This window comes from Pseudomonas baltica (genome assembly GCF_014235765.1).
Lineage (GTDB): Bacteria > Pseudomonadota > Gammaproteobacteria > Pseudomonadales > Pseudomonadaceae > Aquipseudomonas > Aquipseudomonas baltica.
Window position 1 is genome coordinate 362868 of the sequence record NZ_JACMYH010000004.1, and the last position, 21543, is coordinate 384410.

Here is a 21543-nt window from a genome sequence, read left to right on the forward strand (position 1 = left end):
GCCGCAGGCGGTTCAGATCACGGTGGAAGCTGGCGCCGGCGCCACGTCGTCCGCACTGGCCGCCAGCCCGATGCCCTGGCCCATGTTCACCGGTGACAAGTTGGCCAGATGATGGGCCCATTTGACTTGCTCCGGGCCAAACAGCACGACCACGGTCGAGCCCAGCTTGAAGCGGCCCATCTCGGCACCCTTCTGCAGATGGATCGGCGCGCGAGCGGCTTCGTCGTAGCGAAAGGTCTTGAGTTCGCGCTTGGGCGGCGTCACCAGGCCCGCCCAGACGGTTTCAATCGAAGCGACGATCATCGCGCCCACCAGCACCATGGCCATCGGCCCGCGTTCGGTGTCGAAGATGCACACCACCCGCTCGTTGCGCGCGAACAGTTCAGGCACGTTCTCGGCGGTGGTCTGGTTGACCGAGAAGATGCGCCCCGGCACATAGATCATTTCGCGCAGGGTACCCGCCAGTGGCATGTGCACCCGATGGTAGTCGCGCGGTGACAGGTAGATGGTAGCGAACTTGCCACCCATGAAAGGAGCGGCGTTGTCTGGATCGCCGCCCAGCAGTTCGAGCACGCTGAAGCTGTGGCCCTTGGCCTGGAAGATGCGACCGTGTTCGATGGTGCCCAGCTGGCTGACGGCGCCGTCGGCCGGCGAGAGAATTGCACCGGGGGTCGGGTCCAGCGGACGCGCATCGGGCTTCAGGGCACGGGTGAAGAAGGCGTTGAAGTTCTCGTAGGCGCTCAGGTCTTCGACCTGGGCCAGCGACATGTCGACGTTGTAGCGCTCGGCGAACCAGCGGGTGAAGGCGTTCTTGAACCAGCGCGAGCGGCATTCGGCAACGCACCCGGCCAGGCGCGAGAGCAGGTGATGGGGCAGCAGGTACTGGCTGATGATGAACAGGCGATCTTTCATTGAGTGTCCTTAAACTTCGGTGGGGGTGTCGGGGTGGTTGCCCCATTCGCCCCAGGAACCGGCATAGCCCTTGACGCGTGGATAGCCCAGCGCCTTGGCCACGAGATAAGTGAAGCCAGAGCGGTGATGGGTCTGGCAGTGAGTGATGATTTCCTTGTCGGCGGTGATGCCCAGGCCGTCGAGCATCTGCGCGACGTCGCTGCGGATGCGCAGCTGGCGCGCCGGATCCATGGCGGCGGTCCACTCCAGGTTGATCGCACCGGGAATGTGCCCCGCCTTGGCTGCCAGCACTTTTTCGCCCGAGTATTCCAGCGGGCCGCGGGCATCCCAGATGGCCAGGTCGCTGGCGCCCAGGCGGCTTTGCAGGTACTCGCGGGTTGCGGTGGGCTCGTCGTGCAGGGTCAGCGACACCGGGCCGCCGGCGCTGGCTGGCGTGTCCTGGCTCAGCGGCAGGCCGGCGGCCTCCCAGGCCAGGATGCCGCCATCGAGGTAGTGATAGCGAGAATGGCCGATCACGTCGAGCAGCCAGATGAAGCGTCCGGCCCAACCGCCGCCCTCGTCGTCGTAGACCACGTAGGTCGCCTGCGGGTGGTGACCCAGCTCGCCGAACAGCTGCTCCAGTGACGCCAGCCCGGGCAACAGCCCCGGTGCAGGCGGCTGACCCAATTGGGTACGCTTGGGATCGACGAAACGCGCCCCGCGGATGTGCCCGGATGCGTAGCGCGCGTCGCTGGTCAGGTCGACCACGATCAGGTTGGCGGCATCGAGCCGAGTACTCAGCGCCTCGGGCTCGATCACCAGGGGCAGGCCAGCGAAGTCAGGCATGCGGGTCTCCAGATAAAACGGAACGACGATTGTAGCGCAAGCCTTACCGGCTGCGGTTGGTAAAGGTGTCCAGCGCGCGCTCGATGCACTGTGCGGTCTTGCCGAAGCCCTGCACACTGATCTCGGAAAACGGGCGCCCGCCCTGGTCGGCGACCAGCAGCGTGTGTACCCGGCCTTCGACGCCCAGCGAGCGCAGCAGCAGGTGTTCACCGCGGAACAGCGCGCGCAGGGTTGCCGGCAGCAGCGCCTGGAGTTGTGCACTGTTGGCGGTGTTCATGCGCAACTGGGTCGGTTGGGCGAGCAGCCGCTGCAACAGGCTGCTGTGCTCGATGCCCAGGCTCAGCGCGGCCGCCTCCTTGGGCAGCCCGGCGCTCTGGTGCACGAGCAGGCTGCCATGGCTGCGGTCGACCATCAGCAGCATGACGCGCTGCATGCCGCACGCCAGCAATGCATCGCGTGCACAGGTGGTCAGGTGCAAGGCATTGTTGAACGGCGTCGGCGTGGCCAGCAGCTGCGTGCACAGGTGCCGCCAGCCCGCCAGTGCCGCTTCGCTGGGTGCCGGCGCCGGTTCGCTGTCCTGCGTCGCGGGCGCGTGCTGCGGCGGCCACGGCAGGCTGCGCGCCGGGTGCCACAGGTCGGTAGCCCAGTGCACACGGGCGCTGTGCACCGCGTGTTGATGAACCTGTTGCTGCACCTGCTCCAGCGGCACTTGCAGGTACAGGCAACTCAGGTACTGCCAGCGCTGCAGGTGGGGGGTGAACCAGCCGTGCTGCGCCGCCAGGGCCAGACCATTGGCCATCAGGATGGTATTGGCCGGCTGGTTCAACCAGCGGCGCAGCGCCGGCTCGTCGTCCAGCTGCTGTTGCTGACGCAGGCGGTGCTGGTTATCGCGGGCGATGTGCAGCGCCTGCACCAGCGCCCGGCGTTCCCCCAGCAGCAGGCGATAGCCGTGCAGCACCCAGGCCGGCAAGCGCCATTTCTGCGCCAGTGCCTCGCAGAGCACCAGCAGCGGTACGCCGAACAGCGCCTGCTCGACCGTGGCCGCCGCTTCGCCCTCGGCAATGACCCGGCGCTCCCATTCATCGAGCAGTTCGGGGTAGGTTGCAGCCAGTGGCCAGAGCGGCGACAGGAACAACAGGCTGCCCCAGTGGATCTCCTGCCACAGCCGCGCCAGCCGTGCCGCGAACAGGCCATTGGCCTGCTGGCTGGCATGCTGGCTGATCATCTGCAACTGACGCAGGGTCAGCGGCATCTGCTGCGGGTCGAGCGCGGGCAGGCGCATCAGCAACTCTTCGGCACGCGACAGGCCCAGCCGGTTCAGGGCCACTTCGAGGCTTTCCGCCGGTTCCGCCAGGCTGTTGCTGGCATGCCGGTTGGCTTCGCGCATCACGCTGAGCACCAGCGCCGGGCTGTGCTGCATCAGGTCAGCGATGTCGCGCAGCGAGCGGCGTCGGTCCTTGATCGCCGCGCGAACCTTGTCGTGGTAGAGCCTGGGGATCGGCAGGCGCACGCCATCGAGCAATGCGAGCCAGGTGTCGAGGGTTTGAGGCTTGGCGTTGGACACTATGCTTATCCTGATGCATGCCTGAATGCAGGCCGACTACACGAACGGACCAAACTGGCTTTTGAAAACCGCTGCCTATAGTCTGGCGCAGTTCTGCCGATAAGGAGAACAACAGATTCAACATCACCTTTTTCGTCCATGAACCCGACTTCTGAAGTGTTTTTTATCCATGGCTAAAATTATCGGCATCATTGTCGTGTTCGCGAGCGTGCTCGGCGGATACGTTCTTTCCCATGGTCAGTTGGCTGCCCTGGTGCAGCCCTTCGAGGTGCTGATCATCGGTGGCGCCGCACTGGGCGCGTTCCTGCAGGCCAACCCCGGCAGCACCACCATGATCGTGCTGAAGAAGTCGCTGAAGATGTTCAAGTCGCGCTTCAGTCATGCCTTCTATCTGGAAGTGCTGAGCCTGCTGTTCGAGATCCTCAACAAGAGCCGTCGCGAGGGCATGATGTCCATCGAGGCCGACATCGAGGACGTCGCCGCCAGCCCGATCTTCGCCAAGTACCCAGCCCTCCTCAAGGACGAGCAGATGATGGCGTTCATCTGCGATTACCTGCGCATCATGTCTTCGGGCAACATGGCCCCACACGAACTCGAAGGCCTGTTCGACATGGAGCTGCTGAGCATGAAGGAAGAGCTCGAGCACCCGTCCCACGCCGTCACCGGCATCGCCGATGCGTTGCCCGGTTTCGGTATCGTTGCGGCGGTGCTGGGTATCGTCGTGACCATGGCCTCGCTGGGTGATGGCGACAAGGCAGCGATCGGCGGTCACGTCGGCGCCGCCCTGGTCGGTACGTTCCTGGGTATCCTGGCGGCCTATGGTTTCTTCGGGCCCTTGGCGACCTGCCTGGCCCATGATGCCAAGGAAGAACTGAACGTCTACGAGGCCATCAAGGCGTCGCTGGTGGCTTCGGCCTCGGGCATGCCGCCGTCGCTGGCCGTGGAGTTCGGGCGCAAGGTGCTGTACCCGGCGCACCGGCCCAGCTTCGCCGAACTCGAACAAGCCGTACGCGGTCGCTGAGTCATGGAAAACAACCAGCCCATCATCGTCAAGCGGGTCAAGCGCTTTGGCGGCGGCCATCATGGCGGCGCCTGGAAGATCGCATTCGCCGACTTCGCGACGGCGATGATGGCGTTCTTCCTGGTATTGTGGCTGTTGTCCGAAGCCACGCCTGAACAGAAGATCGCCATCGCTGGCTACTTCAAGGACCCGATCGGCTTCTCCGAAAGCGGCACGCCCTATGTCATCGACCTGGGCGGCTCGCCCCAGCTATCGCCCGAGAAGACCCTGAATCCGGACGTCGAGGTGTCGCCGCCCAAGCCCGAGACCTCGACCCAGGTCGCGGCCGAGCAGGCCGAGCAAGTGGCCCAGCAGGTTGAAAAGGAACGCCTCGAATTGTTGCTGCAGGAACTGCAGAACAAGGTCGACGAAAACCCCCAGCTGCAGAAATTCAAGGACCAGATCCTTTTCGAGATCACTCAGGACGGTTTGCGCATCCAGATAACCGACGCCGAGAATCGGCCGATGTTCGACCTGGGCAGTGCGCGGCTCAAACCCTATTTCGAGGACATCCTGCTGGCCATGGCGGACACCATCAAGGCGGTGCCGAACAAGATCAGCGTCAGCGGTCACACCGATGCCAAGCCCTACGCCGGCAGTGCGGCGGGCGGCTTCGGCAATTGGGAGCTGTCGTCCAACCGTGCCAATGCCGCGCGCCGCGCGCTGGTAGCCGGCAGCTACCCGGAAGACCAGATCGCCCGAGTGGTTGGCTATGGCTCGTCTTCGCTGTTCGACCGCAAGGATCCGCTGAACTCCATCAATCGCCGTATCGATATCGTGGTGCTGACCAAGAAGGCCCAGCGCGACATCGAAGGCGAGCAACCGGCCCTGGAAACGCCTGCACCCGGCGCGCCTCCAGCTGCCAGTCCTCCTGGCGCGTCGATCGGTGATCCCGATGCGCCGGTGCAGCCGCGCGAGCTGCGCCAGCGGCTGAACCTCTTCGAGGACGGCTCGACGAAGATGGTCGAGCCGGGCAAACCCGCGCCCTGATGGACTGCATCGCCTTCCCAGCCTTCCCAGCCTTGCCGCCGAGCTAGAATCCACGCCCGATGCGTTCGCGCAGGCCCCTGTGGATATCGCGCGCGCACAGCTGCAGCGGCGTCTCGCGCTGACTGGCCGGCATGCGCAGGGCCGCCTCGCGGTGGTAGGCCTCGATGACGAAGTCCAATTGCTGCGTGCGCGTCAGGGTCGGCCAATGGGCCAGGTATTCGGGCAGCGCCTGGTCACCCATTCGATACACGCAGATGCGTCGGTCCCACGAGGTCGCCTCGCCGATGGAGAAGGGTATCCACCAACGCCGCGCGCTGCTGTGGGACATCATCAGGATCACGTGGGTGCAGTCACGGATGTGCGCGGTGATCGTCTCGGTGACATGCAGGGTGGTCAGCGATTCGAAGTCCATCACGTCCATGCGCACCTCGATCCCGGCCCTGCGCAGTTGCTTGCGGACCCGCAGCGCGTGTGGATGATCGGCATGCTGGTAGCCGATGAACACGCTCATCGCCGACTCCCGCCAGCAGTCGGTCGAGCGAGGCGCAGGCAGGCAAGGGGCAGGTCGAGCATGGAAAACCTTCATCGTGAGTGTTGAAGGTTGAAAGATTGTTCAATGCCGTTTAAGCGGCAAGGTATGTCATTCAAAAGAGACATTCCTTACCTAGGAAAGTAACTTCTCCTACAGCCAATTCCTCTAGCTGGCACCTGTGCACAACCCTTGCGGCGCGCGCACCAGGGCGGACAGGGCATCGGCAATACGCTCCACCTCAGCCGCGCTCAGGGTCAAGGGCGGCAGCAGGCGCAGGGTGGTGCCACGGGTCACGTTGATCAGCAGGGCATGCTCTTGCGCCGCCCGCTGCATCAGTTCGCGACAGGGCCGGTCCAGTTCCACGCCGATCATCAGGCCCACGCCGCGCACAGCCTTGACTCCGGGCAAGATGCCCACTTCGCTGCGCAAGCATTCGAGCAGCGCCTGCCCCTGGCGCGCGGCGTTGTCCAGCAGCCCCTCGCGCTCGATGATGTCCAGCACCGTACAGCCAACCCGGCAGGCCAGCGGGTTGCCGCCGAACGTGCTGCCATGGCTGCCGGGCGTGAACAGGCGGCCTACTGCCGCGCTGGCCAGGCAGGCGCCGATCGGAATGCCGTTGCCCAGGGCCTTCGCCAGCGTGAGCACATCTGGCTGGATGCCCGCATGCTGGTAGGCGAACCACTGGCCGGTGCGACCGATGCCACTCTGGATCTCATCGAGCATCAGCAACCAGCCATGGTTGTCGCAGTGCTCACGCAGGGCGCGTAGGTAGGCGGCAGAGGCGACATGCACACCGCTTTCGCCCTGAATCGGTTCGAGCAGCACTGCCGCAATGCGCTGTCCGAACGCCTGGGTGACGCTGGCCAGCGCGTCGAGGTCGGCGAAGGGGATCTTCACGCAATCGCCCGGCAGTTGGCCCAGTCCGGCGCTCAGGTGCGCGCCGTCGCTGGCTGCCAGGGTGGCCAGAGTGCGCCCGTGAAAGGCGTTGTTCATGACCACCACCAAAGGCCGGGCGATGCCGCGGGCATGGCCATGCAGGCGGGCCAGCTTCAATGCGGTCTCGTTTGCCTCGGCCCCCGAATTGTTGAAAAACGCCAGGGCCAGGCCGGATTTTTCAGCCAGCTTCGCGCCCAATCGTTGCTGCCAGTCGATGGCATACAGGTTGGACGTGTGCAGCAACAACCCGGCTTGTTCGGCAATGGCGGCTACCACGTCGGGATGGCTATGGCCCACGTTGGTCACCGCCACGCCGGCCAGTGCATCCAGGTATTCGCGGCCGCTGTCGTCCCACAGGCGGGTGCCGAGGCCGCGGGTGAACGTCAGGGGCAGGGGTTGATAGGTCGGCATCAAGTGGTTGGCGCTCATCGCGAATCGCTCGGGAGGAAATGAATCTGCAGTATTCCCTTCAAGCTCAGATGGATAAACGCCGCTAGACTGGATGCACTTTTCACTTGGAGTTGATAATGGATCTGTTCCAAGCCATGCAGGTGTACGTGAAAGTCGTGGAACTAGGCACCATGACGGCAGCCGCCAACGCCTGCGACCTGTCCACGACCATGGTCAGCAACCATCTGCAGGCATTGGAGCGGCGTCTGGGCGTTACCCTGTTGCTGCGCACCACGCGCCGTCAGCAGGTGACCGACGCGGGCCAGGCCTACTACCAGCGCTGCCTGGAGGTGCTGGGGCTGGTCGCCGATTCCGAGCGCTGGGCCGAACACACCCAAGGCACCCCGCAGGGCCTGTTACGGATCACCGCGCCGCCCACCTTCGGCGCCGAGTGCCTGGCGCCGGCACTGGCGGGGTTTCTTCAGCGTTATCCACAGATCAGCGTCAGCCTCAGCCTCGGTGATCAGGTACAGGACATGCTCGACGGCCGGTACGACGCCGCCCTGCGCCTGGGTAATCTGGAGCCCTCGACCTTGATTGCACGTCCCCTGGACGACTATCGGCTGAGCATCTGTGCGTCTCCGGACTACCTGCGTCGCCATGGCACGCCTGGCCACCCCGAAGAGCTGGCTGCGCACGAGTGCCTGCAGTTCATGTACAACCCAGGCGATGAGTGGCGCGGCACGCAAAAGCGGTGGTCCATGCAGGGGCCCAGTGGCTCGATCGGCGTCGATGTTCGAGGGCGTCTGGTCACCAACAGCAGCGCCGGGCTGCGTCAGGCCGCCCTGGCGGGCATGGGCCTGGTGATGCTTCCCGACGTGCTGGTGCGTGGCGATCTCGAGGAAGGCAAGCTGGTCCAGGTACTGGCTCGATACGCGTTGCCCGGCAGACCCATGCACCTGCTTTATCCACAGGCGCGATACCGTTCGCCGAAGCTGCGCGCATTCGTGGACTACATCGTCCAGACCCTGGGGCCGCAGCCGGCCCGAGGATCAGCAGGTGCCCTGAATCAGTAGGTGTCCTGGGTCAGGCTGGCGATGATCGAGCGGTAGCTGTTCATGCGCTGCTGCTGCACACGGCCATCGTCCAGTGCTGCGAGCAAGGCGCAGCCGGGTTCGCGGTCATGCTTGCAGTCGCGGAAGCGACAGGTGCCGAGCAGGTCGGCGAACTCGATGAAGCCGGCTTCGACGTCGGCGCGGCTGACATGGCCCAGGCCGAACTCGCGGATACCGGGGGAGTCGATCAGCTCACCGCCGCCGGGGAAGTGGAACAACCGTGCGGTGGTGGTGGTGTGCGTGCCCTGGCCGGACCATTCCGACAGCGCACCCACACGGGCCTGCACTTCAGGCAGCAGGCTGTTGACCAGCGATGACTTGCCTACGCCGGACTGGCCGACGAATACGCTGATGTGACCATCCAGGCGTGCCTGCAACTGCTGCATGCCATCGCCCTGATGAGCCGAGACCTCGAGCAGTGGGTAACCCAGCTGGCGATACACCGCCAGCAGCGCGTTGAGCGCCGGCGCGTTCTGCTCGTCGATCAGGTCGGCTTTGTTCAGCAGCAGCAGGGGATGGATGCCCGCGTGTTCGGCGGCTACCAGGTAGCGGTCGATCAGGTTGGCATGGGGCTCGGGCATGGGCGCGAACACGATGACGATCAGGTCGACGTTGGCAGCGACCGGCTTGAGCTGCCCGCGGCTGTCGGGGCGGCACAGCTCGGTGCTGCGCGGCAGTTGGGCAACGATGACACCGATGCCCTGATTGCCCGCGCGCCAGACCACCTTGTCGCCGGTGACCAGCGCCGGCAGGTTGGCCCGCAGATAGCAGCGGCAGACCTGGCCGGCGTGCTCGCCTTCCAGTGCCTCGACTTCCACCTGAACACCGAAGTGCGCGATCACCAGCCCCGTCTGCTCGGGGCCCAGGTCACCGCCTTCCAGCGTCTCCAGGGCCTGGGACTCGCGCTTGGCGGCGCGGGCAGCGCGCTCGCCCTGGATTTTTTCGATGCGCCAGTTCTGGCGGCGGTTCAGTTGGCGTTTGGCCATGTGTGTTCCGTGTAAATGAATGCAGGTGTTGACGAAGGCGGGATACTAGCACGGCCGGCTAGGCTAAACTGCGCAGCTACGCCGAGGAGACTTTCATGCAGAACCCACAGAACCTGATCTGGATCGACCTGGAAATGACCGGCCTGGACCCGGATCACGATGTCATCATCGAAATGGCCGCCATCGTCACCGACAGCGACCTCAATACCCTGGCCGAAGGGCCGGTTATCGCCATCCACCAGAGCGACGAGATCCTCGCCGGCATGGACGAGTGGAACACCCGTCAGCACGGCGGCTCCGGCCTGACCCAGCGGGTGCGCGAGAGCACCGTCAGCATGGCCGATGCGCAGGCGCAGACCATTGCCTTCCTCGAGCAATGGGTGCCCAAGGGCAAGTCGCCGATCTGCGGCAACAGCATCTGCCAGGATCGCCGCTTCCTCTACCGCCACATGCGCGAACTGGAAAACTACTTCCACTACCGCAACCTCGACGTTTCGACCCTCAAGGAGCTGGCCGCGCGCTGGGCCCCGGAGGTCAAGGACAGCTTCCAGAAGGGCAGCACCCACCTGGCCCTGGACGACATCCGCGAATCCATCGCCGAGCTGCAACACTACCGCAAGCATTTCATCAAGTTCTGAAGCCCGGAAACCTCTGCTGCGGGAGCGAAGCGGGCGGCGATCCCTCTGCCCGCGAAGAGGCCCTCAAGCCTACCTCTCTCAATACACCCGACGCCGCGGTGCCTGCATGGCACTGGCAATGTCGCCGGCCAACCGCGCGATATCGGCATGAGCCAGGTTGCCGACACTGACACGCACCGCCTGCCCGCTCTGCAACCGAAACGGGCTCCCTGCCTGGACCGCCCAACCCGCGGCGGCCAAGGCCTGCACCGTCGAGGTTTCATCCGCAACCGGCAGCCACAGGTGCAGGCCTTCACCCGAACTGGACGGCCTCACACCGTTGAGTTCGAGCGCCTCGACCAGCGAGCGTCGTCGGCTTCGATAGGCTGCCCCGACTTCCGCCAAACGATTCCCGTGCAGCATCGCGCTCCACAGATGAGCGGTCAGCCGTTGCAGCAGCAGACTGACCCAGCGCGGGCCTACCCGCTGCTGGCGTTGCATCTCGGCGTGCAGGGACGCGCTGGCGCCGGCAATCGACACCCGCAGATCGGGGCCCAGAAACTTGCTGGTCGACAGCACGTAGACCCATTGCTGTGGCAGCGGCTGCAAATCAATGGTCGGGGCCTGGCTCAGCGGCCCCCAATGATCGTCGATCACCAGCAGGGTCTGCACCGGGTCCTGCATGGCCTGCGACCACTGCCGCCACCGCTGGGCGTCGAACGAACAGCCGGTCGGGTTCTGCGCGCGAGGCGTCAATACCACGGCCGCCGCACCGCGCAGCACCTCGGGCGCCGGTGGCAGCGCGCCATGGTCGTCCATCGCCAGGGTCACCGGCTTGAGCTGCAGCCCGGCGAGTAGATCGCGCAACGGTGGCCAGCACGGGTCTTCGATCAGCACCGTGGCGCCGGGTCGGCAGCGCGCCCGCAGTGCTCGCTCCACAGCGTCCAGCGCCCCGCAATACACGCCCACGTGCTCGCTGGGCAATCGCTGGCTCACGAGCCAGTCGCGTGCCAGGCCGGATAGCTGTGGATCATCGCCGAACTGGTCGAAACCATTCTGCTTGAAGTTGCGCAGCAGCCAGTCGTGATCAGCGGCTGGCAACAGCGCGGCATCCAGATTGCCGCTGGCCATGTCGTCGAGGCCCTGGGGAATAACGAAGCCGTGTTCGGCGACCTGCGACCCAGGTGCATTGACGCGCGTGCCGCGGCGCCCGTCGGTGATCAACAGGCCGCTGTCGCGCAGCCTTCCATAGGCCGCCGCGACGGTATTGGGGCTGACCTCGAGCTGCATGGCCAGGTTGCGGACCGAAGGCAGCGAAGCGTTTTGAAGCAAATCACCCTGGCGGATCTGCCGCTCGATGGCGTCGGCGATCTCGACGGCAGTGGACGCATTCGTCAATAATGTATTCATACATTCATATTATTGTATTGGTACAAAAATGAAAAGAGCATTGGTCCTGCGTCACCTCGCGTTCGAAGACCTGGGTTGCCTGGCTGCGGTGCTGGAAGCCGAAGGCTATGCAATCGAAACGATAGAGGCGCCTCTGCACCCGCTGGCGTCGCTCGATGTGAACTCGGCAGACCTGCTGATCATCCTTGGCGGGCCCATTGGCGCTTTCGATGAAGGGCTGTACCCATTCCTGCTGGACGAACTCCAGCTCATCCGCCAACGCCTGGACAACGGTAAACCCTTGTTGGGCATCTGCCTGGGCGCTCAGCTGATCGCTCGCGCCTTGGGCGCCGACGTTGCCGCCATGGGCCATAAGGAAATCGGCTTCGGCCCCGTCACGCTGACCGCAGCCGGAAGCACCTCGGTACTGGCGCCCCTGGCGAGCGGAATACCCGTATTGCACTGGCACGGCGATCAGTTCGACATTCCAGCGCAGGCCACGCTGCTCGCCAGCACCGAGGACTGCCCTCATCAGGCATTCAGCGTGGGCGATCAGGTGCTCGCGCTGCAATTTCATCTCGAGGTGGCACCGCAGGCACTCGAAGCATGGCTGGTCGGCCACGCCAACGAACTGCATCAACAGCGAATCGACCCCCGCGAACTGCGCGCCCAGGCTCAGGCCCTGGGTTCTGCAGGCGTACAAGCAGCCAGCACGATCCTGATCGACTGGCTGGCGCGCCTGCGATGAGTGGGGCGCGGTCCGTCATCGAGTTGCGGCACGTGCTCGCGGGCAAGTCTCGCCGTTTTACGCGCCCAGGCAGTTTCACCGGTATCGACAAGGAGTCGGTGTGCGGACCGGTTGAAGTGGGAACGCTGGGAATAACAGGCGATGAGCAGGGGGACCGCCGCATCCATGGAGGCCCCGACAAAGCCCTTCACCACTACCCGTTCGAGCACTATCAGGAGTGGACACAGCTCATCGGCGAGCATCCACGCCTTGCACGGCCAGGCGCATTCGGTGAGAACCTGTCGACTGTCGGTCTCGACGAAAACACCGTTTGCCTGGGTGACATCTTTCGCTGCGGCGACGTGCTCCTCGAAGTCAGCCAGACCCGCCAGCCTTGCTGGAAGCTCAGCGACCGCTTCGAGGTGAGCGATATGGCCTTGCGCATGCAGGCCAGTGCAATGACCGGCTGGTATTACCGGGTCCTCGAGGGCGGTGTCCTGCGAGCAGGCGACGCAATGGTGCTCGAGGACCGCCCCATCCCTCGATGGCCGTTGCGCAGAGTCATCGCGCTCTTGTACGAACGGCCGCTGGACCTCGATGAGTTGAGCCAACTTGCGCAACTGCCGCTCGTACCATCCTGGCGCTCACTCGTGGAGCGGCGCCTGACAACGGGCCAGATCGAGAACTGGGCCAGCCGAGTGCTGGGTCCCCTTTCAGGAGAGTAGAAACCATGCAGCACTTTCGCGTCATCGTTCAATTGCACCGGGCGTACTGGTGCCAGTTCGATATAGAGCATGCCGCTGCCGAGCATGCATTGGCGGATGTGGTCCGCCGCTTCCCCGAAGGCGAGGGCTACACCCTCGACATACAACGCAAAACGGGTGAGCGCCGGTTGTTGGAATCCACGCCTGACGGGATTCGGTTGCTGTATGCGCAGGGCATGTTTGCAAAGACTTGAATGCCATCAATGGCGCAATTGGTTGAACATTACAGGTAAAGAGGTACACAGCACGTGAATATGGAAGTTGGTCCGGAAAGCCATGATGGCGTCAGGAACATGCTGGAGAAGTTGTCTTCTTTGTGGAACGTACGGGCAGCAGTCAATAATGATGCGACCCCGTATAGCGAATTGCTCTTCGAACACGGCAGGTTGGACTTTAGCGAGTCGCTGGTTCCGTTTCGAAGTCATCCAGCCTGGCAGGCAGCTACGGCTGAAATGAAATCCAGATGTCTGTCCTATGGCTGGATTATCTATAACCTCAAAACCATTTATATCGAATGCGACATTGTGACACCTGCCTGCGAGGACATCATCAAAAGGCCACCTGTTGAGTCTCGCAACCGCGACATCCTGCAGCGAGTGATGTCTGAGGCGCTGCTTGACGAAGCGCTCCATACCAAAATGTCAGTTACGGCATGCAATTACATCTATCTGAACCGCAAGCTGCCCTACCTCGATTTCAGCGACTTCAATCTCATCCGCTGGCGGGACCAGATATTGTCCACATGTAAGGCTGAGTGGCAGCGGCGGCTCACTCGATTCGGTATTGCCTGTGCCAGTGAAACCTTGATCACTGACTACCTGAAAACCTTGTCCGAGGATGACTCCATCCAGCAGGTGTGCCATGAGGTGACTCGTACTCACGCAGTGGATGAGTGGAGCCATTCAAGTGTTTTCAGTTTTGTAGCGTGCGATATCGTCCACACGCTAAGTGTTGGCGAACGAACGTACTTGCAGGCTGTGATTGCCAGGACGGTAGAGATGTTTGCCGATAACGAACTGGGTGCGTGGGCTCGGGCGCTTTCTCTAGCGGGATTCCAGGGGTATGAGGCAATGCTTCTGGAGTGTTCTCGATCAAGCGAAGTAGAGGTCTACACCGAGTCGGTTTTCAGTCTCCTTGCACGTATAGGTCTGGAATAGATGGTGCTTTCGGCCAAGAATAATTCATCTGCAGTAGAGCCAGTTGGGCCAGGTTTTCTACGGTGTGATGTGGCATGCGACGTTGCCGAGAACGCGAGGAGATTTGTCTTCACGGTGCTCGATGAACAGCGTGAAGAAGAATATGTCCCAGGCCGTTACCTGATACTTGAATACGCAGGTGCTACCGGTCAAGTTCGCACGGCCTGCTATTCGATAGTGGCCTGCCCCACGCGCTGGCAGGTTGAGATCATCGTCCAGCGCGTGCCTTCCAAAGGGTTGTCAGAGACGATGTTCAATCATCTGATGGTCGGCGCCCTGGTGCGCTGTGTGGGCGTTGCAGGAGATATCACGGCGCAACAACTTTCTGGTTTGGATAGCGTGGCGCTGTTGGCTGGTGGTATCGGGTTTGCCTTGCCTTGGGCATTGATACGCGAATTCAGGCAATGGGCACGGCAAGGCCGCCGAGTGCCACGGATCACATTGCTGTTGTGCACGCCCTCTCTGGAAGCCGTGCCATGCTTCGCCGAGTTGATGACCCTGGAGCTTGCCGAACGCTGGTTCACTTTGCGCATCCATGTCACCCGGCAGTCGTTGTACCAAGACAACGGCTGCTTGTGGAGGGGGCGTCCAAACCAGGGGGTACTGGACGCCCTGGAGGCGTCGCAAGGCATCGTAATCTGCGGAAGCCAGGCATTCGCTGTAGAAATACACCGGGCCATGCAGGTTCGGCATGGTGGGGCCCAGTACTTTATCGAAGCATTCAGCTCGGCCGATTCGCCGTTGCCCGCCAAGCAGGCCGACACTGGAACGGTGCGTTTGAAGATCCCCGCGTCGGGGGTCGAGTTCGAAGCGGTTCATTCGCTGACCCTGCTTGCGCAGTTGGAATCCCAGGGCCTGAAAGTGCGCAGTCAGTGTCGTGCTGGAATTTGTGGTGCGTGCAAGATCAAAGTCCTGAAAGGGGAATGTCGCAGCGAGGCCGATTTTGCACTGAGCGTACAGGAGCGCGCGGCTGGGTACGCATTGGCGTGTTGCAGCTATCCTGTGGGCGATGAACTCACGCTGTGTCTCCGGACCTCGTGAAGCGGACAACGCCAGTGCGTGCCCGGTATCATGAGCGATCATCGCGGCGCCCATGTTGCAGTCGATACCGCGCCCATCACACTGCTCGTCTTTTGGCTCCAGGTTCCCATGCTGCTGACCCTCTACCTCATCGCCATCACCGCTGAAGCCATGACCGGTGCCTTGTCCGCAGGGCGGCGCGGTATGGACTGGTTCGGCGTGGTGCTGATTGCCTGTGTGACTGCATTGGGCGGTGGGTCGATGCGCGACGTGTTGCTCGGCAACTATCCGCTGACGTGGGTCAAACACCCGGAATACCTGGTACTGACCAGCGTGGCGGCGCTGGTGACGATTTTCATCGCGCCACTCATGCGCCGCCTGCGTTCGCTGTTTCTGGTGCTCGATGCGCTGGGGCTGGTGGCGTTTACCCTGATCGGTACCATGACCGCGCTGGAGCTGGGCCACGATTATCTGGTGGCTTCCATCAGCGGCATGATCACCGGGGTCTTCGGCGGCATCCTGCGCGATATCCTCTGCAACGACATTCCCCTGGTGTTCCGCCGCGAGCTGTATGCCAGCGTCTCATTCGCTGCGGCGTGGTGCTTTCTGGGTTGCACCTACCTGGAGCTGGTGCCGATTCAGGCGCTGTCCATCACCCTGTTCGGCGGTTTTCTGCTGCGCCTGTTGGCTATCCGTTTCCACTGGGAAATGCCCAAGTTCGTCTACGACGATCGTTGAGCGTGGGCCGCCAGGGCCCATTCGACGTGTTCACGGACCAGTTCGCTGGGGTGTTCGCGGCGTGCCTTCAAGGCTTCGAGCACCGGGATGCTCGACGGTGCGTTGCCCAGCCCAACCGCCAGGTTGCGCAGAAAGCGCTCGTAACCGGCGCGGCGCAGGGGCGAGCCTTCGGTGCTGCTCAGAAACCGGTCTTCATCCCACAAAAACAGCTGCGCCAGTTCGGCATTGTCCAGTTGATGCCGCGGCTGGAAATCGCCTTCGCCCGAAGGGCGGGCGAAGCGGTTCCATGGGCAAACGATCTGGCAGTCGTCGCAACCGAACACACGGTTGCCGATCAGCGGACGCAGCTCGGTGGGAATGGGGCCCTTGAGCTCGATGGTCAGATAGGAAATGCAGCGACGAGCATCCAGCACGTAGGGCCCGACGAAGGCGGCGGTAGGGCAGATGTCCAGGCAGGCCGTGCAGCGCCCGCAGTGCTCGCTGGCGTGGGGCTCGTCGACCGGCAACGGCAGATCGACGAACAGTTCGGCGAGGAAGAAGTAGCTGCCGGCCTTGCGGTTGAGTACCAGGGTGTTCTTGCCGATCCAGCCCAGCCCCGCTTCCTGGGCAATGGCTTTTTCCAGCACCGGCGCGCTGTCGACGAAGGCGCGGAAGCCGAACGGGCCGATGTCCTGCTGGATGCGTTCGGCCAGGTGCTGCACGCGTTTGCGGATCAGCTTGTGGTAGTCGCGGCCCAAGGCATAGCGCGACACATAGGCTTTTTCAGGCTGCGCCAGGCGTTGCGCCATCTGGGTGTCGCCGGGCAGGTAGTCCATGCGCAGCGAAACGACCCGCAGGGTGCCTGGCACCAGTTGCTCGGGGTGTGAGCGCTTGCTGCCATGGGCAGCCATGTAGTCCATTTCGCCGTGATAGCCAGAATCGAGCCAGCGCTGCAGGTGCTGTTCATGCTCGCCCAGGTCCAGGCCTGCGATGCCGACTTGCTGGAAACCCAGTTCGCGTCCCCATTGCTTGATGGAGAGCGCCAGGGCGGGAAGGTCGATGGTGGGAGCAGACATGCGAGCGAGGAAACCTGTGCGGAGGTGGGTATAATTCTGCCAGACATCGACAGTAAAGGTTCAAGCATGCCGCCAGACACGCAAATTCCCGACGCGGGGCAGCGCCAGCCTTCGGCCGCTGTGCAGCTCGACCCCACCACCTTGCCGGTTCTGGCCGCGCGGCCGATGGATGCGCACAAGGGCATGTACGGCCGTGTACTGGTGATCGGTGGCGACCATGGCACCGGCGGTGCGGCCTTGCTCAGCGCGCAAAGTGCCCTGCGCAGCGGGGCCGGCATGGTAACGCTCGCTACCCGCGGCGAGCACGTGGCGCCGGCGCTGGCGCGCATGCCGGAAGTGATGGTTGCCGATATCGCTTCGGCCAACCAGTTGCTGGCGCTGGCCGAAGCGGCCACGGTGCTGGTGGTCGGGCCCGGGCTGGGGCAGGCCAGCTGGGGCCGAAGCTTGCTGTCGGTGGCGGCCAGCCAGGACAAGCCACAGGTGTGGGACGCCGATGCACTGAATCAGTTGGCGCAGGGCGCCGTCGCGCTGCCGGCCGATGCCGTGCTGACCCCGCACCCAGGGGAAGCGGCCAGGCTGCTGGGTATTTCCACCGCGCAGGTGCAGGCCGATCGCCCCGCGGCGGCCCTGCGCCTGGCGCGTCAGTATTCGGCAGTGTGCGTGCTCAAAGGGGCGGGCAGCCTGATCGCTGCGCCCGATGGGCGCCTGGCGATCTGCGATCAGGGTCATCCCGCCATGGCCACCGGAGGCCTGGGCGACGTGCTCGCCGGGCTGGTCGGCGCCCTGCGTGCCCAAAGCCTGGATGGCTTCGATGCGGCCTGCCTGGGTGTGTGGCTGCATGCCGGCGCCGGAGAGCGGCTGGGCAAGCTCGGTCGTGGTCTGGCGGCCAGCGACCTGATACCTGCCATTCGTCAGTTGCTCGAGGAGCATTATCCGTGTCTGAAGTAGAAATCTACCTGGAAGGCGAGGCTGCCATGCTTGCATTCGGTGCGCGCATGGCAGAGGTGACCCATGGCCACGGATTGATCTTCCTGGAGGGTGATCTGGGCGCCGGCAAGACCACCTTTTCCCGAGGCCTGATCCGCGGCCTGGGCCACGTCGGAGCGGTCAAGAGCCCGACCTTCACTCTGGTCGAACCCTACGAGATCGGCCCTATAAAAGCCTTTCACTTCGACCTCTATCGTCTTGTTGATCCAGAGGAATTGGAGTATTTGGGCATCCGCGACTACTTTGAAGAGGACGCCTTGTGCCTGATCGAGTGGCCCCAACAAGGCGCAGGCTTTTTGCCAAAGCCGGACCTGACCATTACCATAAGCCCGCAAGCGGCCGGAAGGCTGTTGAAGTTATCGCCACAGGGCCCGCGCGGTGTGTCCTGGTGTGCCGCTGTGGCACAGAAATCCAAATAAATTGATGGGGTTAGGTATGCGCATTCGCGCGCTGGTCGCGGTCGTTGGTCTGATGTTGACGGGTTTTGTCGTCAATGCCGTGGCCGCTACACAAGTCAAGAGCGTGCGCTTGTGGCGAGCGCCGGATAACACCCGGCTGGTCTTCGACCTCACCGGTCCCGTCCAGCACAGCGTGTTCACGCTGTCGTCGCCCGATCGACTGGTCATCGACATCAACGGCGCCACTGCGGCCGGTCCGTTGAGCGTGGCGCCTGGCGACTCGCCCGTCACCAGCGTGCGCTCGGCACAGCGTACCCCCACCGATCTGCGCGTGGTGGTGGACCTGAAAAAGGCCATCACCCCGAAAAGCTTCACGCTTGCGCCCAACCAGCAATATGGCAACCGCCTGGTGGTTGACCTGTTCGACTCCGCGGCCGATGCCGAGCCCAAGCCACCCCAGCCGGCCGTGGCCATCACGCCGGCGGTGCCGGTGACGCCGACGCGTCCGGCCATCAAGCTGACCCCGGTGCCCAACGGCAAGCGCGATATCGTCATTGCCATCGATGCCGGCCACGGCGGCGAAGACCCAGGCGCCTCGGGGCCGCGCGGGCAGCACGAAAAAGACGTGGTGTTGCAGATTGCCAAGGAATTGCAACGCCAGATCAACGCCGAACAAGGTTTTCGCGCCGAGCTGACGCGCACCGGCGACTACTTCATTCCGCTGCGCGGGCGTACCGAAATCGCCCGCAAGAAGGGCGCTGACCTGTTCGTGTCCATTCACGCCGATGCCGCGCCCTCCTCGGCGGCTTTCGGCGCCTCGGTATTCGCCCTGTCCGAGCGCGGCGCCACGTCGGAAACCGCACGCTGGCTGGCCGATACCGAGAACCGTTCGGACTTGATCGGTGGCGCCGGTAACGTCAGCCTGGATGACAAGGACCGCATGCTCGCCGGCGTGTTGCTGGATCTGTCGATGACCGCTTCGCTGACTTCCAGCCTCAATGTGGGCCAGAAAGTGTTGAGCAACATTGGCCAGGTGACACCGCTGCACAAGCGTCGGGTCGAGCAGGCCGGGTTCATGGTGTTGAAATCGCCGGACATCCCTTCGATCCTCGTGGAAACCGGGTTCATCTCCAACTCCAACGAAGCCAACAAACTGCAAAGCTCGGGTCACCAGCAGGCGCTGGCGCGCTCCATCCGTACCGGCGTGAAGCAGTTCTTCCAGCAGAACCCGCCGCCAGGTACCTACATGGCCTGGTTGCGCGACACCGGCAAGATTGCCCGCGGCCCCAGCACTCACGTGGTGCGTCCCGGCGAAACCCTGGCCATGCTGGCGGCGCGCTACGACCTGGGCATCGCCACCTTGCGCAGCGCCAATGACTTGAAAACCGATGAATTGAAGATAGGTCAGGAAGTCACCATTCCCAGTACTGCCCTGGCGTCCCAGTAATGGTTGAATCGGCGCGTATCGAGCTGCTCAGTCCGCGGCTCGCCAACCAGATCGCGGCTGGCGAGGTGGTCGAACGACCGGCTTCGGTGATCAAGGAGCTGCTGGAAAACAGCCTGGACTCCGGCGCCCGGCGCATCGACATCGAGGTCGAGCAGGGTGGCGTCAAGCTGCTGCGCGTGCGCGACGACGGCAGCGGCATCTCGGCCGACGACCTGCCGCTGGCCCTGGCGCGCCATGCCACCAGCAAGATCCGCGACCTGCAGGACCTCGAGCGCGTCATGAGCCTGGGGTTTCGCGGCGAAGCGCTGGCCTCGATCAGTTCGGTGGCGCGGCTCACCCTGACCTCGCGCACCGCGGCGGCCGATCAGGCCTGGCAGGTAGAAACCGAAGGCCGCGACATGGACGCCCGCGTGCAGCCTGCGGCGCACCCTGTGGGCACCTCGGTGGAGGTGCGCGACCTGTTCTTCAATACGCCGGCGCGGCGCAAGTTTCTCAAGACCGAAAAAACCGAGTTCGACCACCTGCAGGAAGTCATCAAGCGCCTGGCGCTGGCGCGCTTTGACGTAGGCTTCCACCTGCGGCACAACGGCAAGAGCATCCTCGGCTTGCATGAGGCCCATGATGAAACTGCTCGTGCACGGCGGGTCGCTGCGGTCTGCGGGCCGGCGTTCCTTGAACAGGCGATGCCTATAGAAGTCGAGCGCAACGGCCTGCGGCTGTGGGGCTGGGTTGGCTTGCCGACGTTCTCGCGCAGCCAGGCCGACCTTCAATACTTCTTCGTCAACGGCCGAGCGGTGCGCGACAAGCTGGTGGCCCACGCGGTACGCCAGGCTTATCGCGACGTGCTGTTCAACGGCCGTCATCCGACCTTCGTCCTGTTTCTGGAAGTGGACCCAGCGGTGGTCGACGTCAACGTGCACCCGACCAAGCATGAAGTGCGCTTTCGCGACGGGCGCATGGTGCACGACTTTCTTTACGGCACACTGCACCGGGCGCTGGCCGATGTTCGCCCGGAAGACCAGTTGGCGAGCGCGCCGGCGCAGGCCCAGCCGTTGCGGCCGAGCGGGGTCCAGGCAGGCGAGTTCGGCCCTCAGGGTGAAATGGGCCTGGCGGCCAACCTGCTGCACTCACCGATGGCCCAGCCGCAGTCAAGTGGGGGTTCCAGCGGCGGTTATTCATACACGCCACGGCCGACCGCTGCCCTGCCGGTGGCCGAGGCGCAGAGCGCCTACCGGGAGTTCTTCGCACCGCTGCCTACCGCCGGCAGCAGCACCGCGCCGATTCCCAGTCTGCCACCAAGCCAGGGCGACATCCCCCCGCTGGGCTACGCGCTGGCACAGCTCAAGGGTATCTATATCCTGGCCGAAAACGCCCAGGGGCTGGTTCTGGTGGACATGCATGCGGCGCACGAGCGCATCATGTACGAGCGCCTGAAGATCGCCATGGCCAGCGAAGGTCTGAGCGGGCAGCCCTTGCTGGTGCCCGAATCGCTGGCCATGAGCCAACGCGAGGCGGACTGTGCCGAGGAGCACGCGGCGTGGTTCCAGCGGCTGGGCTTCGAGCTGCAGCGGCTGGGCCCGGAAACCCTGGCCATACGCCAGATTCCAGCCCTGCTCAAGCAGGCCGAGGCCAATCGCCTGGTCGGCGATGTCCTGGCCGACCTGATGGAGTACGGTACCAGCGACCGTATCCAGGCCCACTTGAACGAATTGCTGGGCACCATGGCCTGCCACGGTGCCATTCGTGCCAACCGGCGCCTGGCCATTCCGGAAATGAACGGCCTGCTGCGCGATATGGAAAACACCGAGCGCAGTGGCCAGTGCAACCATGGTCGACCGACCTGGACCCAGATGGGACTGGACGACCTGGACAAACTCTTCCTGCGCGGGCGTTGA

The 21543-nt window shown here is 63.8% G+C and carries 21 protein-coding genes and 1 pseudogene; 14 read left to right on the forward strand and 8 right to left on the reverse strand.

Features of this window, described 5'->3' with window-relative positions:
• Positions 1 to 12 precede the first annotated feature (12 nt).
• From asd to H7993_RS16095, 3 genes are read right to left on the reverse strand one after another with little or no spacing between them, the layout of a single operon-like run.
• Positions 13 to 912, reverse strand: a complete 900-nt coding sequence (gene asd / locus H7993_RS16085; RefSeq protein ID WP_185794976.1) for an archaetidylserine decarboxylase — start codon at positions 910 to 912, stop codon at positions 13 to 15.
• 9 nt (positions 913 to 921) lie between these two features.
• Positions 922 to 1737 carry a rhodanese-like domain-containing protein gene (locus H7993_RS16090; protein WP_185794977.1) on the reverse strand — a complete coding sequence of 272 codons (816 nt, stop codon included), beginning with the start codon at positions 1735 to 1737 and terminating at the stop codon, positions 922 to 924.
• A gap of 43 nt (positions 1738 to 1780) precedes the next feature.
• A complete protein-coding gene (locus tag H7993_RS16095; RefSeq protein ID WP_342345051.1) occupies positions 1781 to 3301 on the reverse strand; it encodes an HDOD domain-containing protein in 1521 nt (506 codons plus the stop codon).
• 169 nt (positions 3302 to 3470) lie between these two features.
• Between H7993_RS16095 and motA the strand changes: the two genes are divergently transcribed.
• Positions 3471 to 4322 (forward strand): flagellar motor stator protein MotA, encoded by an 852-nt coding sequence (gene motA / locus H7993_RS16100; RefSeq protein ID WP_122480391.1) that lies wholly within the window; start codon positions 3471 to 3473, stop codon positions 4320 to 4322.
• A 3-nt stretch (positions 4323 to 4325) separates the two neighbouring features.
• On the forward strand, positions 4326 to 5351 hold the full coding sequence (motB, locus tag H7993_RS16105; protein WP_122480390.1) for a flagellar motor protein MotB: 1026 nt from the start codon (positions 4326 to 4328) through the stop codon (positions 5349 to 5351).
• Positions 5352 to 5394: 43 nt separating this feature from the next.
• Here motB and H7993_RS16110 read toward each other — a convergent pair whose 3' ends face one another.
• Together H7993_RS16110 and H7993_RS16115 are read right to left on the reverse strand one after the other, a co-directional pair.
• The gene (locus H7993_RS16110) at positions 5395 to 5862 is read right to left on the reverse strand and encodes a toll/interleukin-1 receptor domain-containing protein (RefSeq protein ID WP_163007695.1); all 468 of its coding nucleotides are present in this window, start codon (positions 5860 to 5862) and stop codon (positions 5395 to 5397) included.
• 186 nt (positions 5863 to 6048) lie between these two features.
• Positions 6049 to 7248 carry an aspartate aminotransferase family protein gene (locus H7993_RS16115; RefSeq protein ID WP_185794978.1) on the reverse strand — a complete coding sequence of 400 codons (1200 nt, stop codon included), beginning with the start codon at positions 7246 to 7248 and terminating at the stop codon, positions 6049 to 6051.
• 98 nt (positions 7249 to 7346) lie between these two features.
• Here H7993_RS16115 and H7993_RS16120 point away from each other — a divergent pair, with 98 nt between their 5' ends.
• Positions 7347 to 8285 carry a LysR family transcriptional regulator gene (locus H7993_RS16120; RefSeq protein ID WP_185794979.1) on the forward strand — a complete coding sequence of 313 codons (939 nt, stop codon included), beginning with the start codon at positions 7347 to 7349 and terminating at the stop codon, positions 8283 to 8285.
• On the opposite strand, the gene rsgA is transcribed toward H7993_RS16120, so the two are convergent.
• Positions 8279 to 9310 (reverse strand): small ribosomal subunit biogenesis GTPase RsgA, encoded by a 1032-nt coding sequence (rsgA, locus tag H7993_RS16125; protein WP_122714605.1) that lies wholly within the window; start codon positions 9308 to 9310, stop codon positions 8279 to 8281. The genes H7993_RS16120 and rsgA overlap by 7 nt on opposite strands.
• A gap of 95 nt (positions 9311 to 9405) precedes the next feature.
• On the opposite strand from rsgA, the gene orn reads away from it, so the two are divergent.
• The gene (gene orn / locus H7993_RS16130) at positions 9406 to 9948 is read left to right on the forward strand and encodes an oligoribonuclease (RefSeq protein WP_185794980.1); all 543 of its coding nucleotides are present in this window, start codon (positions 9406 to 9408) and stop codon (positions 9946 to 9948) included.
• Positions 9949 to 10026: 78 nt separating this feature from the next.
• Here the strand turns inward: orn and H7993_RS16135 are convergent, their stop codons facing one another.
• On the reverse strand, positions 10027 to 11337 hold the full coding sequence (locus H7993_RS16135; RefSeq protein WP_185794981.1) for an aminotransferase class I/II-fold pyridoxal phosphate-dependent enzyme: 1311 nt from the start codon (positions 11335 to 11337) through the stop codon (positions 10027 to 10029).
• Positions 11338 to 11365: 28 nt separating this feature from the next.
• Between H7993_RS16135 and H7993_RS16140 the strand changes: the two genes are divergently transcribed.
• The 6 genes from H7993_RS16140 (at position 11366) to H7993_RS16165 (ending at position 15761) form a co-directional block, all read left to right on the forward strand.
• The gene (locus H7993_RS16140; protein WP_185794982.1) at positions 11366 to 12064 is read left to right on the forward strand and encodes a glutamine amidotransferase; all 699 of its coding nucleotides are present in this window, start codon (positions 11366 to 11368) and stop codon (positions 12062 to 12064) included.
• Positions 12061 to 12768: an MOSC domain-containing protein gene (locus H7993_RS16145; protein ID WP_185794983.1), complete on the forward strand. Its 708-nt coding sequence runs from the start codon at positions 12061 to 12063 to the stop codon at positions 12766 to 12768. The genes H7993_RS16140 and H7993_RS16145 overlap by 4 nt, the downstream gene beginning before the upstream one ends.
• 5 nt (positions 12769 to 12773) lie before the next feature.
• Positions 12774 to 13001, forward strand: a complete 228-nt coding sequence (locus tag H7993_RS16150; protein ID WP_049862045.1) for a hypothetical protein — start codon at positions 12774 to 12776, stop codon at positions 12999 to 13001.
• Between the two features lie 60 nt (positions 13002 to 13061).
• A complete protein-coding gene (locus H7993_RS16155) occupies positions 13062 to 13964 on the forward strand; it encodes a diiron oxygenase (RefSeq protein ID WP_122480381.1) in 903 nt (300 codons plus the stop codon).
• A gap of 114 nt (positions 13965 to 14078) precedes the next feature.
• A complete protein-coding gene (locus tag H7993_RS16160) occupies positions 14079 to 15044 on the forward strand; it encodes a 2Fe-2S iron-sulfur cluster-binding protein (RefSeq protein ID WP_185794984.1) in 966 nt (321 codons plus the stop codon).
• Between the two features lie 108 nt (positions 15045 to 15152).
• Entirely contained in the window at positions 15153 to 15761 is a 609-nt protein-coding gene (locus tag H7993_RS16165) for a trimeric intracellular cation channel family protein (RefSeq protein WP_185794985.1), read from the forward strand.
• Here H7993_RS16165 and queG read toward each other — a convergent pair.
• Entirely contained in the window at positions 15746 to 16816 is a 1071-nt protein-coding gene (gene queG / locus H7993_RS16170) for a tRNA epoxyqueuosine(34) reductase QueG (RefSeq protein ID WP_185794986.1), read from the reverse strand. The two genes, H7993_RS16165 and queG, sit on opposite strands and share 16 nt — an antisense overlap.
• 108 nt (positions 16817 to 16924) lie before the next feature.
• Between queG and H7993_RS16175 the strand changes: the two are divergent.
• From H7993_RS16175 to mutL, 4 genes and pseudogenes are all read left to right on the forward strand, one after another.
• Positions 16925 to 17764, forward strand: a pseudogene (locus H7993_RS16175) (NAD(P)H-hydrate dehydratase); the annotation flags it as partial.
• Positions 17752 to 18222: a tRNA (adenosine(37)-N6)-threonylcarbamoyltransferase complex ATPase subunit type 1 TsaE gene (gene tsaE, locus H7993_RS16180; protein ID WP_185794988.1), complete on the forward strand. Its 471-nt coding sequence runs from the start codon at positions 17752 to 17754 to the stop codon at positions 18220 to 18222. The pseudogene H7993_RS16175 and the gene tsaE, both read left to right, overlap by 13 nt.
• Before the next feature lie 16 nt (positions 18223 to 18238).
• Positions 18239 to 19648 carry an N-acetylmuramoyl-L-alanine amidase gene (locus H7993_RS16185; RefSeq protein WP_185794989.1) on the forward strand — a complete coding sequence of 470 codons (1410 nt, stop codon included), beginning with the start codon at positions 18239 to 18241 and terminating at the stop codon, positions 19646 to 19648.
• On the forward strand, positions 19648 to 21543 hold the full coding sequence (gene mutL, locus H7993_RS16190) for a DNA mismatch repair endonuclease MutL (RefSeq protein WP_185794990.1): 1896 nt from the start codon (positions 19648 to 19650) through the stop codon (positions 21541 to 21543). The genes H7993_RS16185 and mutL overlap by 1 nt, the downstream gene beginning before the upstream one ends.

What these genes read in the sequence shown, in the direction of transcription:
- H7993_RS16135 (WP_185794981.1), bottom strand. Translation starts at nt 11,337, where the DNA reads ATGAATACATTATTGACGAATGCGTCCACTGCCGTCGAGATCGCCGAC.
- orn (WP_185794980.1), top strand. Translation starts at nt 9,406, where the DNA reads ATGCAGAACCCACAGAACCTGATCTGGATCGACCTGGAAATGACCGGC.
- H7993_RS16110 (WP_163007695.1), bottom strand. Translation starts at nt 5,862, where the DNA reads ATGAGCGTGTTCATCGGCTACCAGCATGCCGATCATCCACACGCGCTG.
- motB (WP_122480390.1), top strand. Translation starts at nt 4,326, where the DNA reads ATGGAAAACAACCAGCCCATCATCGTCAAGCGGGTCAAGCGCTTTGGC.
- H7993_RS16145 (WP_185794983.1), top strand. Translation starts at nt 12,061, where the DNA reads ATGAGTGGGGCGCGGTCCGTCATCGAGTTGCGGCACGTGCTCGCGGGC.
- asd (WP_185794976.1), bottom strand. Translation starts at nt 912, where the DNA reads ATGAAAGATCGCCTGTTCATCATCAGCCAGTACCTGCTGCCCCATCAC.
- H7993_RS16165 (WP_185794985.1), top strand. Translation starts at nt 15,153, where the DNA reads ATGCTGCTGACCCTCTACCTCATCGCCATCACCGCTGAAGCCATGACC.
- H7993_RS16185 (WP_185794989.1), top strand. Translation starts at nt 18,239, where the DNA reads ATGCGCATTCGCGCGCTGGTCGCGGTCGTTGGTCTGATGTTGACGGGT.
- queG (WP_185794986.1), bottom strand. Translation starts at nt 16,816, where the DNA reads ATGTCTGCTCCCACCATCGACCTTCCCGCCCTGGCGCTCTCCATCAAG.
- mutL (WP_185794990.1), top strand. Translation starts at nt 19,648, where the DNA reads ATGGTTGAATCGGCGCGTATCGAGCTGCTCAGTCCGCGGCTCGCCAAC.
- H7993_RS16140 (WP_185794982.1), top strand. Translation starts at nt 11,366, where the DNA reads ATGAAAAGAGCATTGGTCCTGCGTCACCTCGCGTTCGAAGACCTGGGT.
- H7993_RS16115 (WP_185794978.1), bottom strand. Translation starts at nt 7,248, where the DNA reads ATGAGCGCCAACCACTTGATGCCGACCTATCAACCCCTGCCCCTGACG.
- H7993_RS16120 (WP_185794979.1), top strand. Translation starts at nt 7,347, where the DNA reads ATGGATCTGTTCCAAGCCATGCAGGTGTACGTGAAAGTCGTGGAACTA.
- H7993_RS16155 (WP_122480381.1), top strand. Translation starts at nt 13,062, where the DNA reads ATGGAAGTTGGTCCGGAAAGCCATGATGGCGTCAGGAACATGCTGGAG.
- H7993_RS16150 (WP_049862045.1), top strand. Translation starts at nt 12,774, where the DNA reads ATGCAGCACTTTCGCGTCATCGTTCAATTGCACCGGGCGTACTGGTGC.
- H7993_RS16090 (WP_185794977.1), bottom strand. Translation starts at nt 1,737, where the DNA reads ATGCCTGACTTCGCTGGCCTGCCCCTGGTGATCGAGCCCGAGGCGCTG.
- rsgA (WP_122714605.1), bottom strand. Translation starts at nt 9,310, where the DNA reads ATGGCCAAACGCCAACTGAACCGCCGCCAGAACTGGCGCATCGAAAAA.
- motA (WP_122480391.1), top strand. Translation starts at nt 3,471, where the DNA reads ATGGCTAAAATTATCGGCATCATTGTCGTGTTCGCGAGCGTGCTCGGC.